The following is a 13,700-nucleotide window of genomic DNA, read 5'->3' on the forward strand; positions in this document are numbered from 1 at the left end:
TGTTTTAGATAAGTCTTTTAGGTTGGTTGCGACAATTCATAACTATGGAGAAGGGCCAGGAGAATACCAATGGATAGAAGCGGTTAATTTCAACCCTGATCGACAGACTATTGAGGTATTGACCAACAAGGATTTGATAAGATTTACCTTAGAAGGAAAGTCAATTGAGACGGTAAAGCTTCCCTTTATTTTTGGAAATCTGCAATCTATTTCAGCGGATGATTATTTGGTGTATTCACCCGATATTAAGAAAGGTATGCTGGAAGATGACTTTTCAAATGATTTATTTTTGATTAAATGGAATTCATTAACCGGTAACATTGAGCCAGTTATTTATGACTTCAAAGAAGATGTAATTGGCTCCACGGTAGATAGGAATAATATGTATCGATTTGAAGGTGATGTTTATGCAACTTATGTCTATTTGGATACAGTATTTAAAGTCAGTGCCAAAGGGAACATCACGAAGATGTATATAAACCTAAGTGATCAAAACTTACCGCTTGAGCTGATTTATGGAATTCAACCCTCAGAAATACTTAACAGGGAAGAAATTAAACAGAAATACGCAATTCATTTTCCAGGTCTGATGGTAAATGAAAATTTTTTTATAGATCGATTTGCTAAGCGCAATAGAATGAATTTTATAATACAGAATAAGCGAACATCTACTATCATTTCAGGCGGAAAAGTTGTGAATGATATTGATGGTGGCATTGATTTTTTAATGCCTCGCTTTTTGGATGAGGATGATAATTTGTACACATTTCACGAATATGAAGAGATCTGGGCTATGGCACAGAATTTTGAAGACAACACCTCTGAATTCCATACTTTTGTTAATTCTTTAAGTCCAGAGACGGGATTTGTAGTAGTTAAGTATCACCTCAAGAATTTTTGATCTTATCGATTTACTATAGAAAAAGTACTTTTTGAAATTTTTCATAAAATAGCAACCTCATTTTTATAGATAACTAGACTGATCAATATCAAGCTGTCGCTTTCTGATAAAACCCTTTTATCCCAAAAGATAAACCTTATTTTTGTGGCTCATTCCTATTAAAACAACCAATGAACGCAATAAATCCTACCACCACGCCAGCCTGGGCAAGGCTCCAGAAACTTGCTGAAGAGTATAAAGACATGACCATCATTTCTCAATTCGATGAGCGGGAGCGCTTTGATCGATTGAGCATTACGATGGAAGATATTCTGGTTGATTTTTCTAAAAATAGGTTGAACCCAGATATCCTGGATGCACTTTTTGATCTGGCACGTGAGTGCAAACTGCATGTGGCCATTGAAGATATGTTTAAAGGAGAGCCGATCAATGTGACGGAAGGTCGTTCTGTATTGCATACCGCATTGAGAAATCCTGCAGATGAATCGGTATATCTGGATGGGCATAATATCATGGAAGATATCTCGGCTGTTTTGAAGAAGATGAAGACCTTCTCAGATAAAATCCAAAACAAGCAGTGGGTGGGCTATACAGGAAAGCCGATCAAATCGCTGGTAAATATCGGTATCGGTGGCTCTGACCTTGGCCCAGTGATGGTGACTGAAGCGTTGAAGCCCTATAAGAATCCAGATATAGAATGCTACTTCGTTTCCAATGTGGATGGAACGCATATTGCGGAAACGTTAAAAAAAGTAGATCCAGAAACCACCTTGTTCTTCATAGCTTCCAAGACGTTCACCACACAAGAAACCATGACCAATGCGCATACTGCACGTGATTGGTTCTTGGAGCATGCCAAAATTGATTCAGCAGTAGCCAAGCATTTCGTAGCGCTTTCTACCAATGCCAAGTCAGTGGCTGAGTTTGGAATTGACACTAAAAACATGTTTGAATTCTGGGATTGGGTAGGAGGAAGGTATTCGCTTTGGTCTGCGATCGGTTTGCCCATTGCCTGTACGATTGGATTTGACAATTTCGAGAAATTACTTGCTGGTGCACATGCCATGGATAATCATTTCCGTCATTCCATGTTTGATAGAAATATTCCTATAGTATTAGCGATGATTGGCATCTGGAATACTAATTTCCTTGGAGCAAGTTCTGAGGCGATCTTACCCTACGATCAGTATATGCACCGTTTTGCTGCCTATTTCCAGCAGGGAAATATGGAAAGCAATGGCAAATATGTAAACCGCTCAGGTGAGAAAGTGAACTATACCACTGGCCCGATTATCTGGGGAGAGCCAGGAACCAATGGTCAGCATGCTTTTTATCAGTTGATTCACCAAGGCACGCATTTGATTCCCTGTGATTTTATAGCCCCGGCCATTTCTCATAATCCTATAGGTGATCATCACCAGAAGCTTCTTTCCAACTTTTTTGCGCAGACAGAAGCCTTGATGAAAGGAAAGTCACTGGAAAATGTGAAATCCGAAATGAAAGCAGCTGGCAAGTCAGACGAGCAAATCGAAAAAATAGCTCCACATAGAGTATTTGAAGGCAATCGTCCTACGAATTCAATTTTGGTAAAAGAGATCACTCCTTACACACTAGGCCAACTAATCGCGATGTACGAGCATAAAATCTTCGTGCAAGGTGTGGTTTGGGATATTTTCAGCTTTGATCAATGGGGAGTGGAGCTAGGCAAAGTCTTGGCAAGTGGCATTCTTCCTGAGCTTCATGGTGATGAAGAAATCACTGCCCATGATGGATCTACCAATGGCTTGATCAATGCATATAAGAACATGAGATAAGAACTGCCCGTGGTCTGTGCCTGCCTGGGGTAATATAGGCAGGCACAGACAAATAAAAAACCAAGTTCCGTCCTGCGGAGACACAGGCAGTGGCGATTCTTAACTTTCTAAAAGTAAATCCCGATTCTGAGAGGAGTCGGGATTTTTTCCGGCTATGGAAAGTGCGGGTTTTCAAAGCTACTTTCTTATACCACTAGCCTAAGTCATATTGATTTTTTATCGGTCACAATCGTCATTAATTGCTATGGGCTATATTGTAGCTATTTACCTTTTTTACTTTTCTTGATTTTTCTCCTTATCATTCTCATTACCTCGTCAACATCCAGCATTTCTTTTTCCATATTCATTTTCAACTCCACGCATCTCTTAAAATTACCTTTATGAAAAACATCACAAAAATTCGGGAAGGTCTTATTAAACCTAAGAGCTTCCTCATATATTTCATCTCCTAACCAAAATCGGTGAGAAGCTGTTATTAATTCCACTTCCTTTTTGCTTTCTTTTAACTCTTTGATTTTTGGAGAAAGCTTTTCGATTATCTGCTCGTCATTCATGGTCGAATTTCTATATTCATTTAGAGCATCAATAAAACCATTAAGTAACTTGCCATATTTAGAATGAATACCAAAACATTCTCCAATCTTATTAACTCTTAGTTTACTTAATTCAGCGTCAAGTGACTGTTCTGATTTAAATTTTTCCAATAAATAATTTGCAAATATCCCTGCAAATAATAGAATGAGAGCCATCACACCCTTATCTATGACTATTAGTATTACTTTTTGCTCAAAATCGCTATCCCAGATCATAGAATTTTTCCAATTGCTTCAAATATTAAATATCTACAATTGCGGATATTTTTTTCAAATTTTGAATAAATAGTTCTTGTTTTTCCCCTTCTAAAAGTAGGATTTCTTTACTTTTTTTGGAGAAAAAAAATGTTGTTCGTATCTCCCAGTTTTTTAGCCACTTGTGTTAGTTCGTGGTATGTGTCTCAAAGACTACTAGCTATTCTTCCTTTTGAGAATTTCGGTCTGTGTGACACACGCCGGTGCGATTCTTAACTTTCTAAAAGTAAATCCCGATTCTGAGAGGAGTCGGGATTTTTTATTTTATTAACCGCAGGGGACGAAGTGGTTTCGCAGAGGTCACAGTTGTCCTGCTTCTCCAGAAGCTGGATTTGACTAGTTTACATTTCATTCCTATCGAGATATGGTATTTGAAACAAGCTTAGCTTTAATGAGTTAATTAAAAAAAGATTCTTTATGAAAAAGTCAATCCTTGCCCTTCTATTAGTTCCCATCTTGAGCATTAATTTTTCTTGTCAGGCACAGTCAACCGCTGATGACCTTTACACCTATACGAACCCTAGTAGGGATGGAACTGGCAAAGTCTATTTGGGAAGAGAGATATCCCATGTCATGGGTTTTGCAGGAAAAGCCTGGCTGGAGAGAGCCGAACGAGAGCGGGAGGAAGGGATTGCAGCTGCTTTGAAAAATCTGCCCATCGCTTCAAAAAGTGTAATTGCCGACATTGGCGCTGGCTCCGGATACTATACTTTTAGGATTGCACCCTTAGTTCCTGAGGGAAAAGTCTATGCTGTGGATATTCAGGAAGATGCAGTAGCCTATATCAAAAAGCGAAGTGAAGAGTTGGGAATTGAGAATGTAGTACCAATACATGGAACGGAGAAATCCCCAAATCTTCCTGAAGGACAAGTAGATCTGGTCATCATGGTGGACGTGTATCACGAATTGGCATATCCACAAGAAATGCTCAGTGCTATTTATAAATGTCTAAAACCAAATGGGAAAATTTTATTACTGGAATACAAGGGCGAAGATCCAAGCATCAATATCAAACCACTCCATAAAATGACCGAAAAGCAGGCCAAAAAAGAGTTGAACTCCAATGGGTTTGAATTAGTAGAAAATGGCAAATTCCTTCCAATCCAACATTATATGATTTTCCAAAAAGCGAAGTAGGTATCTCAATTTTTTCTAATTCTTGCAGGCTCAAGAGATCAATATAAATCCTATTAAAAGGCTGTTTCTTCTGACTCCTACTGTAAACATGTCAGTTGATATCATGGCCGATTTAGGAAAGGATTCTCTAGTAGTCAATTGCTACATCCATTTATGTCAAAAAAGCACTATTTTAAAAGGTCGTGTTTGTCATGCTTTAGTCAGACAATGTACAAGAATGGAGGATCGGCTGCGGCAGAATTTCACTATTTTGCCTCACATCTAATACTAATCTATCTCTATGAAACACTTTATTTTTATCCTGTTGATTTTCTGTAGTTTTTCTACACTTGTTTATTCCCAAGATTTTCCATCTCTTGATAGAAGCCCAATGGATGTAGCCTACCTGCCGGATAATTTTGCCCATGATCGTATGGAAGGAGAAAAGGCGATTGTGAAAGTGTATTACAGTAGACCAGCAAAGAATGGAAGAGAGGTTTTTGGGAAAATGGCTGCTTTCGATAAGGTGTGGAGGCTAGGAGCCAATGAAGCCGTGGAATTTAAAACATATCAGGATGTCACGCTTGGAGGCAAAAATATAAAAGCAGGAGCCTATTCCATGTTTGCAATTCCGGGTGAAGCTGAATGGACTATCATTCTGAATTCAGATCTGGATTACTGGGGAGCATACAGTTATCAGGAAAAAAATGATGTGGTTAGATTTACTGTTCCGGCCAAATCACTCCCTGAAGTGGTAGAAGCCTTTTCGATTCGATTTGAGGATCTGGGAAATAATGCAGCGGTAATGCGGATTGCTTGGGATCAAACCATGGTGGAAATCCCTTTGAAATATTGAGATAGCAAGTTTAAATTTAGGAAATGGGAGAGGGGTGTTTTTATATATGATTCAATTTAATTCACCTTACTCAAAGCTAAAGACACTTTCCTTTTATCTTAGCAATCTCAAAATCGAATTAAGGCATAGTGTCTTGAACTACAGTAATTCCAGTCAAAAGAATGAAGAGTCTATTCTCCAATTTATTATTTAAAGTATTTATCGCCATTGTGATGGGCATCGTTTTCGGCCTTTACTTACCGGAATCCATCAATAGGATTTTTGCCACGTTCAATTCGTTTTTTGGTCAATTTTTGAACTTTGCCATTCCTCTGATTATACTTGGTCTGATCATGCCTGCCATTTCCGATCTGGGCAAGGGAGCGGGAAGATTACTTTTGATTACCGCGGCTATTGCGTATGGATCCACGATCTTTTCTGGTTTTATGAGCTATTTCACCTCCGCTACTATTTTTCCTTCTCTTCTCTCTTCCCATATCAATGAAGCGGCTGAGATTTCGGAAGGAGGAAAAGACCTAGTCCCTTATTTCAGTATTACTATTCCGGCAGTGATAGACGTGATGTCTGCTTTGGTATTGGCTTTTGTGATTGGGTTGGGGCTTTCTTACCAGGAGAATTCTGTGCTTAAGAAGGTGGTAAAGAATTTTGAGACCATCATCATGCAGGTGATCGAGAATGTGATTGTGCCTCTTTTGCCGATTTTTATCCTTGGGATTTTTGCGAATATGGCGTTCAGTGGTCAGGTGTATTCCATACTCTCTGTATTCGTGAATATTATAGGGGTGATTTTCGCCATGCATATATTCTTACTCTTGCTACAATATGTGATTACCGGAGCTATAGTTAAGAAGAATCCTTTGCGATTGTTGGGCAATATGATGCCTGCTTATTTCACAGCCTTGGGAACTCAATCTTCTGCCGCTACTATTCCAGTTACTTTGGAGCAAGCGGAGAAAAATGGTGTTTCGCCTAAGATCGCGGGATTTGTGATTCCGCTTTGTGCTACCATTCACCTTTCGGGAAGTATTATGAAAATCACGGCCTGTGCGATGGCTTTGATGATATTGGAGGGAGTGCCCTATGATTTTGGTATGCTCGCCGGATTTATTTTTATGCTGGGTGTTGCGATGGTGGCCGCGCCGGGAGTGCCTGGAGGTGCGATTATGGCGGCTATTGGAGTCTTGCAATCCATGCTGGGATTCAGTGAGGAGATGATCGGATTGATGATCGCACTTTATATCGCTATGGACAGTTTCGGTACGGCATGTAATGTCACAGGCGACGGTGCAATTGCATTGGTGGTGGATCAGATTACGAAGGAGGAGTAGTTGAATATCTACTCTAAATGGAGGTCACTAGATATAGCTCGATGCCTTCCCATTTGGGGGTGAGTTTACCACATTTCTATAATTTCAGTTTAATTGGAGGGATGCATTATTTTTTAAATCATACCCTAAACTCTTTTAAGGATAAGTTTTGGTAGAATTTTGAAAAAGTTAAGCGTTATGGTCTTGGACTTGTATTCTACTGGGTAGCGGGAATAGCTCGCTTTTTTTTCACCAAACCATACAAACCATGAGTACATCCAAATCAATGACCACCTATTCTCAGGTATTGAATATTCTGCCAGGAAGAGGTTATGGTAAGGAACTGAATATTGAGCGTGCAGGGGCAAGCTTTGATGATTCGGATACGATATACAAACCTGAGCAATTGAAAATCGTCAAAGTTTACAGATTCGAGGGTGAGTCAGATCCATCTGATATGGCTGTGATCTACCTGCTTCATAGCGATGCAGATGAGAAGGGTTTTCTGTTAAACGCTTATGGAACTTACTCTGATCGGGATAACCCCTATTACGATGAATTTATCAAGCGCGTACCTGTAGAGGAAATTGAGGGTTTTGAGGATTTAGCGTAAGCAACAAATCTTGCCAACCATATTTTATTTTCTAGTGGTCTCCTCTAATAAAGTACTCCGTTCAGAATTATATCCATTAAAACTAAGGTAGAGGTCCTTTTAAACTTTTTTTTAAAAGGACTTCTATCTTTCAGATAGTTGGAGTTTTAAAATTAACTTCTTTTTTATGGAGAGTCTCTATTATCCTTCATTAATTAATTTCGAGGATTGTTCTTTAAACATGATATTCAATAGCTGATGATTGAGAGAATAATCCACCCTTAATTCAATGAGATTTACTCCTTGAGAAATTAGACATTTTGAAAATACCTCCTGAAATTCTTCATCAGTCTCCGGCCTAAAACCTCCAGCACCGTAGCTTTTAGCATACTTTACAAAATCAGGATTTCCGTAATCCAACCCAAAATCATCAAACCCCATATCTTTCTGTTTCCATTTGATCATTCCAAAAGCATTATCATTCAATACAATCACAGTGAGATTTAATTGAAGGCGGATGGCAGTTTCTAACTCCTGAGAATTCATCATAAATCCCCCATCTCCACATACAGCCACTACGTTTTTCGAAGGGTTCAATATTTTGGCCATTATGGCCGCTGATAGTCCCGCCCCCATAGTTGCAAGCGCATTATCGAGAAGTAAAGTGTTTGGCTGATGGCAAATGTAATTACGTGCAAACCAGAGTTTGTATATCCCATTATCCAGCGTAATGATGTCTTCAGAAGACAATATTTTCCGAAGGAGATACACTAGTCTCTGGGGAAGGATGGGGAAGCGCACATCTTTCGAATAGTTCTCAGAAGAAGAAAGTGCTTCTTGCTTTACCTTTTGAAAAAAGCTAAAATCCCAATGCTCCTGCACCTGAAGTGCCTGGGAAAGTTGATTTATAGAATCTGTAATTTCTCCTACCACGTTTAGCTGGGGGAAATATACAGGGTCAATTTCGGCTGGAGAGAAATTTATGTGGATTACTATTTTGCCACCTGACTTCATGAAGAAAGGAGGTTTTTCGATGACATCGTGACCTACATTGATTATGAGGTCTGCCTTGTCAATAGCAGCATGGATAAAATCACCGCTTGAAAGTGCTGCTGTACCCAGGTAGTTAGGCGCACGTTCATCGATTACACCTTTGCCCATTTGGGTGGTGAGAAAATAAATACCTGTTCGATTAGCAAAATTGCGTAATGAGTCGCAAGTCTCTTTTCTGTTAGCTCCTGCTCCAATTAGCAAAAGCGGTTTCTTTGCAGCTGTTATCATTTTAACTGCCTCATCAATAGCTCTCGGATCAACTTTGGGAATAAGGTGGCCAATAGGTTCGAAAACCTTAAAATTACATTCCTCTTGCGCAATATCTTCTGGGAATTCTAAGTGAACTGCACCTGGCTTTTCTTCTATTGCCAGCCGAAATGCTTCTCTGATTTGAGAAGCAATATTCTCACTGTTTACAATCTGCTTGGTGTACTTGGTAAGTGGGCGCATCATGTCCACCACGTTTATTATTTGGAATTTTGCTTGCTTATTTTCTTTGATAGGTTTCTGTCCTGTTATCATTACCATGGGCATGCCTCCCAGTTGCGCAAAAGCTGCAGGAGTAACGAGATTGGTAGCACCTGGACCTAAGGTAGATAAGCATACGCCCGGATGTCCAGATAGGCGACCATAGGTAGCAGCCATAAAACCTGCTCCTTGCTCATGACGTGTTACAATTAATCGAATAGAAGATTCTTTTATGGATTGAATCATATCGAGATTTTCTTCCCCAGGTACGGCAAAAATATACTTCACACCTTCATTTTCGAGTGCCTTGATAAATAAGTCAGATGCTTTCATATAATCAGCTTGGATCTTTTAAATGGAGTAAAGACAGTTTATACTCTTACTTACCATCCTAGTTTTCCTGTTTTATGCTTGAATGATGCCACACATAATAGGATGGTGGAATTTGCCACAGATTAGGCAAAAATAATTTACCGGCTTTTGAAATAGGCTGGAATGATAGTTGGTAACTATGAAGTCAACCTATATCAATTTAATTATGCTTACGATCAATAACAGCCTAACTGACCTTGAATTATTCAGCTCACTTGGCAAAAAGAAAGACGATGTAGATAAGGGGACCACTCGAAAAACTCCCGGTAATTCAGAAGGTGCCAGACCTCCCAAAAAGGAAGATTATAAAAAGGCGGAACGGGAAAACGATAGGGAAAATGACCCTCAGGAAGAAACCGTTGACAACGAGGAGAGAGATAAAAATAAAGATTGAAAGGAGAGCTTTACTCAAGCAAATTCCTTTTCATTGCTCTAAATACGTAACAGATTTTAAATAAACCATTTGGCTCCAACCATGAGTGTCAGAATCAATACTCCACACGTAAGGGATTATTGTCAAGATTGAATAGTGCAAATGAGTAGGTTTCCGGGCCGCATTTCCACTTGCTCACACAGTTCCAATAATTGACTGCACATGTACAAAGTTTAAAGAAGAAGTTTTCAATTCTTCCAAATGTGTAAAGTAATGTAATCGCCATTTGGGGCCGAGGATAAGTACCACTTTCCCCCCAATACTTATTTCTCCTTAGTACAATACAATTCCAGAGAATGAGGAATTAATTTCCGTTCCTTTTCGTGCGAAAATATCTATTCCTTTATGGATGACAGACTTCCCCAAGGGTAATACCAAAATGATAGAGGATTGTAGTCAGCTTTACTTGCATCTTTAACAGGCATTTGTAGGTTTTGAAGAATCAAGAAACCGACGCTAATAAGCAATACAAAGTTGAAAACAAGTGCTTCTATTACCTCTTACTAGAGGTAGTGTTTTATCAAGGAGCGATAGCTCCATTAAATTATTCCAACGTGTAATTTTCGCTTGCCCATTTCATTGAGGGTTCCATCCATACTTTTAAAGGTTTGAACAAAAATCCGTGCCCCAACCCCGTATTTAACTCGATTTCCTTAAAATTCTTTATTTCACAGGTGGACGCTACTTTTCGCTTAACCGCCGAAACGCCAAAAGAATCTGACTTTTCATAAATCGTTAGAATATTCCCGCAAAAATTGATTTCAGGCAAATTCTCAATGTCTTCATTCCTAAAGCTTGCAATGAAGACAAAGTTTAAATCCGGATTATTAGCCAAGGTCGAAACGTATTGAGCAATATATCCACCTTTGGAAGTCCCTATTATTGTTATTTTACTAGTGTCGATTCCGTGTTTTAGTAGGCTGTCAATTTGATTTACAATTCCGATAGCGTACTCTCTCGCATTCACATTCCCGTTTCTTTTTTCACTAAAAACTTTGAAGCCGTTTTTTTCAAATTCAGCAATAATTTCCGTGTACTCTGTTCGCCCAAATTCAGGATGCAGTTCATCAAAATCGTGCTCTTCTAGAAATCGGTTGTGAAGGAAAAAAATGTACCGGTCATTAGGCTCCTTATTGTTCGTATAAAATATCGAACAAAGAAGAAGACTAAGCAGTAGTAGACTTATTTTCATTGATTTACAATTTTTCTTCTATCCAAAAATGGCGCAATTAAATCCAAAACATAGCACCCCAAGCCTGTGTTGGAGGTGAGTTCAGTCAGCATCAGTATTAGAGCTTTTGGAATCCTGGCTATTATCTTTAATAATGTCCTCCAGTTCTTCTGCTCTTTTGCGATTGCCAGCCCATTTGTATAAGTCAGATGCCTTTTCACCTGCTTTTTCCACAAAGCCGGTAGTGTCTTTTCTCGCCAGCCAGCCTATGAATTTCCGCATGAATTTGAAATACGGCGCCATAAGCAAGGAAGCAAGTGCGATCAGCAACCAACCTAATGGGATAAATGGTAGCATAAGCGAAATAAGCCCGGCTACAAAAATAAGGAATGCGATAGCTGGAATAATAAATTTTTTCACTGCATTAAGATACAAAGTCCGAGTGGAAAGGATTGGAGATTGTTTTTGAAAAATAGTTTAATCTAGGGTTGAATGTAATAGGTGATTTCAGCCCAGTTGACGCAACCTAGTGCTAGCGGTTCGTTGTAATCTCAATTCCTTTTTCACTCTTTGTAAGAGCCGAACCTTTGTGAACTGCAATATGATCTGTTTTGCTGCTTTTGATTTCATACTGAGGTTCTTCTTCTGTAGCATGGTGAGTGTAACCTTTGTAGTCAAAATTTTTCTTATGAATCTTAATAATGGTTCCTGAAACTCTTCCTGCCTCTGAGTTCCAGCTTACCTCATCGCCTATTTTGAATTTTGTTTTCATGAAGGGTCGTTTAATTCTAGTTTTCGTCAGAATAAATTAGTTTTTTTTAATTAATCTTTCTGGTGAGTTCTGCCATTTTTTAGGGTTTTCTAATCTATTCACTGTCGCTCGATATACATCACCGCAGAGTCCTCCACATACTTGGCAGGGTTGAAGCTGGAGTAAAATTTATTCCTCAGATTGTTCAGCGGGGTATTCATAGCGATGATTTTCGAGGTAAACTCTAATGGGAATTTCCCTGAATCAGAATAGCTTCCCAAAAGTGACTCGTATTGATCGATATTTGCCAGCATACGAGCGGTGAGCTGCCCAAATCTCAATCGCAAAGACTGCACTTTGTACATATAAGTTTCCACCTGACCCAGCCATTTGCCCTTGGTCTCCGGGGATTTGTCTATTGTTGATATTTTATCTGAAATCGATTTTCTGCATTCATTTTTAAACTGTTCCCGCTCTGAGTCCAATGTGGCTCTTAAATACCTGCTTTCGTAGCGCTGCTTACTGATGTCAAAGTAGTTCATCTGCTCATCCAGCAAAAGCGTGTTTTCCTTCTGTAGTTGTTCCAATTCCTGATTGATCAGCTTCCATTCGTGGTCGATGATTGACTTCTGTTGTTCAAACTGACTGGAAATAGTCAAAATTCTAAGCATTTCCGGAGTTTTGTCGTAGAGATCCTTTTCTTTTTTTCCCAGTGTTCCCATCAAGCCCGTGACCCCAGAGATGGCGGTATTTACCATAGTACCATAGAGCGGTACCACAGAAGAGGCAGTTGAAATTAAAGTTAGCGAGTTTTGAAGCAAGCCGGTCATCGCATCTGTTTTCCCGTCTTTTTCATACCATTTGTCAAATTCACTTTTCCAGCTGGTAAAGGACTTGTATTGTTGGATTTTGCCGATACTTCCCAGCTGTTCAAAAAATGATTGAGAAGTTAGAAACAATTCAAGCGGTTGAATATCCCGCTGTATGCTGAGTAGTTCGGTAAAAGCCAGTTGCCCGTTTAGATTGATCTTAGTTTTTGGGGCTTCTTCCAATATTTTGAGTCTATTATCGAGCGCAAATTGGAGTTTTTCCAAGTCTTCGATTTTCTCTTTATCGGATGAGGTTTTGTTGTCAGTGGCCGCGAGTTTTTCGGTGAGACGATTGACGATCTCCTCATTGTTTTTCAGCTTTTCATTCAGTTCCTTGAGCTGATTGTCTCGATCAGTTTTGATTTGCTCGGTGATTTCTGTTTGGGCTTGGCCGTAGGCCGCTGAAATCAAGAAAAAGAAGAGTAAAAGAAATGTTTTTGAGTTCATTTTAGAAATTGAAGCGAGAAAGAGATCAACTATGAAGTGCCAATTCCTCTTAGCTAATTTTAAGCCAATTTTCTGGATGTTAGTTTAGGTAAGAAAGGTAATTAGTACCAAGCTTAATAGAAGGACTTCGTGCATGACTATAATGTGTTCTACTTATGTTCTATTGGAAGACCTCTGGAGTTGAGGCTTATTTTGCAACAAAACCGTAATATCAATACCAATTTAGTATTGATTCATAGACTCTCTGGCCAATTAAAGGCATGCGAGTTGAATTATATCTTTTCAGAAATAAAGTTTACTAGTTGAGATCGCCTCGTTTGTCAAGAGAGCCGGTTTTAGAAACATGGCTCTTTTCCCTGCTAGAAAAGAAAAGTTGTATTTGTAGATCGTGACAATTTTCAAGAAGTTGCAGCAAAAGTGCTAATCGGTTATGGGCTTGAAATGAGGGACTATGCGATATCGCCTACTTATCTATGGCGTTTTTGAATAAAAGAATAGCGAAATTAAATTCTCATTTTGGCTAATCGTGTTTTCAAGCATCTCATGCATGTGCCCAATGGAGTGCAAGTTGGACTCAAGAAGCTCAAGGCTTTTAAGTTCATCCTGAACGTAGCATTTGTCTGCTTCGAAAGAGACTTCAGAATTAACAATTTGTAGATCATCCCTCTTGAATTGTCCTTATGACCAAAGGCCTTTTTCAAG

Annotated in this window: 13 protein-coding genes; 7 read left to right on the top strand and 6 right to left on the bottom strand. The window is 39.1% G+C overall.

The window, feature by feature from the left end; all coding sequences use genetic code 11:
* Together BVH04_RS19595 and pgi are read left to right on the top strand one after the other, a co-directional pair.
* Positions 1 to 901: 6-bladed beta-propeller (locus BVH04_RS19595; RefSeq protein ID WP_140160621.1), on the top strand; the 901-nt coding region annotated here is incomplete at its 5' end.
* Positions 902 to 1,071: 170 nt separating this feature from the next.
* Positions 1,072 to 2,715 carry a glucose-6-phosphate isomerase gene (gene pgi / locus BVH04_RS19600; protein WP_086543173.1) on the top strand — a complete coding sequence of 548 codons (1,644 nt, stop codon included), beginning with the start codon at positions 1,072 to 1,074 and terminating at the stop codon, positions 2,713 to 2,715.
* A 260-nt stretch (positions 2,716 to 2,975) separates the two neighbouring features.
* On the opposite strand, the gene BVH04_RS19605 is transcribed toward pgi, so the two are convergent.
* Positions 2,976 to 3,524, bottom strand: coding sequence for a hypothetical protein (locus BVH04_RS19605; protein ID WP_086543174.1), 549 nt, complete (start codon positions 3,522 to 3,524; stop codon positions 2,976 to 2,978).
* Between the two features lie 456 nt (positions 3,525 to 3,980).
* Between BVH04_RS19605 and BVH04_RS19610 the strand changes: the two genes are divergently transcribed.
* The 4 genes from BVH04_RS19610 (at position 3,981) to BVH04_RS19625 (ending at position 7,455) form a co-directional block, all read left to right on the top strand.
* On the top strand, positions 3,981 to 4,700 hold the full coding sequence (locus tag BVH04_RS19610; protein WP_086543175.1) for a class I SAM-dependent methyltransferase: 720 nt from the start codon (positions 3,981 to 3,983) through the stop codon (positions 4,698 to 4,700).
* 280 nt (positions 4,701 to 4,980) lie between these two features.
* A complete protein-coding gene (locus tag BVH04_RS19615) occupies positions 4,981 to 5,535 on the top strand; it encodes a DUF2911 domain-containing protein (RefSeq protein ID WP_086543176.1) in 555 nt (184 codons plus the stop codon).
* Positions 5,536 to 5,696: 161 nt separating this feature from the next.
* A complete protein-coding gene (locus tag BVH04_RS19620) occupies positions 5,697 to 6,863 on the top strand; it encodes a dicarboxylate/amino acid:cation symporter (protein WP_086543177.1) in 1,167 nt (388 codons plus the stop codon).
* A gap of 247 nt (positions 6,864 to 7,110) precedes the next feature.
* Positions 7,111 to 7,455 carry a hypothetical protein gene (locus BVH04_RS19625; RefSeq protein WP_086543178.1) on the top strand — a complete coding sequence of 115 codons (345 nt, stop codon included), beginning with the start codon at positions 7,111 to 7,113 and terminating at the stop codon, positions 7,453 to 7,455.
* Positions 7,456 to 7,635: 180 nt separating this feature from the next.
* Here the strand turns inward: BVH04_RS19625 and BVH04_RS19630 are convergent, their stop codons facing one another.
* Positions 7,636 to 9,288 carry an acetolactate synthase large subunit gene (locus tag BVH04_RS19630; RefSeq protein WP_086543179.1) on the bottom strand — a complete coding sequence of 551 codons (1,653 nt, stop codon included), beginning with the start codon at positions 9,286 to 9,288 and terminating at the stop codon, positions 7,636 to 7,638.
* 178 nt (positions 9,289 to 9,466) lie between these two features.
* On the opposite strand from BVH04_RS19630, the gene BVH04_RS19635 reads away from it, so the two are divergent.
* On the top strand, positions 9,467 to 9,721 hold the full coding sequence (locus tag BVH04_RS19635; RefSeq protein WP_086543180.1) for a hypothetical protein: 255 nt from the start codon (positions 9,467 to 9,469) through the stop codon (positions 9,719 to 9,721).
* Positions 9,722 to 10,304: 583 nt separating this feature from the next.
* Here BVH04_RS19635 and BVH04_RS19645 read toward each other — a convergent pair.
* The 4 genes from BVH04_RS19645 to BVH04_RS19660 all read right to left on the bottom strand — a co-directional run bounded on the left by BVH04_RS19645 (position 10,305) and on the right by BVH04_RS19660 (position 12,998).
* Positions 10,305 to 10,952 (bottom strand): alpha/beta hydrolase, encoded by a 648-nt coding sequence (locus tag BVH04_RS19645; RefSeq protein ID WP_086543181.1) that lies wholly within the window; start codon positions 10,950 to 10,952, stop codon positions 10,305 to 10,307.
* An 81-nt stretch (positions 10,953 to 11,033) separates the two neighbouring features.
* Positions 11,034 to 11,351 (bottom strand): hypothetical protein, encoded by a 318-nt coding sequence (locus BVH04_RS19650; RefSeq protein ID WP_140160622.1) that lies wholly within the window; start codon positions 11,349 to 11,351, stop codon positions 11,034 to 11,036.
* Positions 11,352 to 11,463: 112 nt separating this feature from the next.
* On the bottom strand, positions 11,464 to 11,703 hold the full coding sequence (locus BVH04_RS19655; protein WP_086543183.1) for a hypervirulence associated TUDOR domain-containing protein: 240 nt from the start codon (positions 11,701 to 11,703) through the stop codon (positions 11,464 to 11,466).
* 98 nt (positions 11,704 to 11,801) lie between these two features.
* Entirely contained in the window at positions 11,802 to 12,998 is a 1,197-nt protein-coding gene (locus BVH04_RS19660; RefSeq protein ID WP_086543184.1) for a hypothetical protein, read from the bottom strand.
* Between the last annotated feature and the right edge of the window lie 702 nt (positions 12,999 to 13,700).

Origin of the sequence: Algoriphagus antarcticus (genome assembly GCF_002150685.1) — a bacterium.
Lineage (GTDB): Bacteria > Bacteroidota > Bacteroidia > Cytophagales > Cyclobacteriaceae > Algoriphagus > Algoriphagus antarcticus.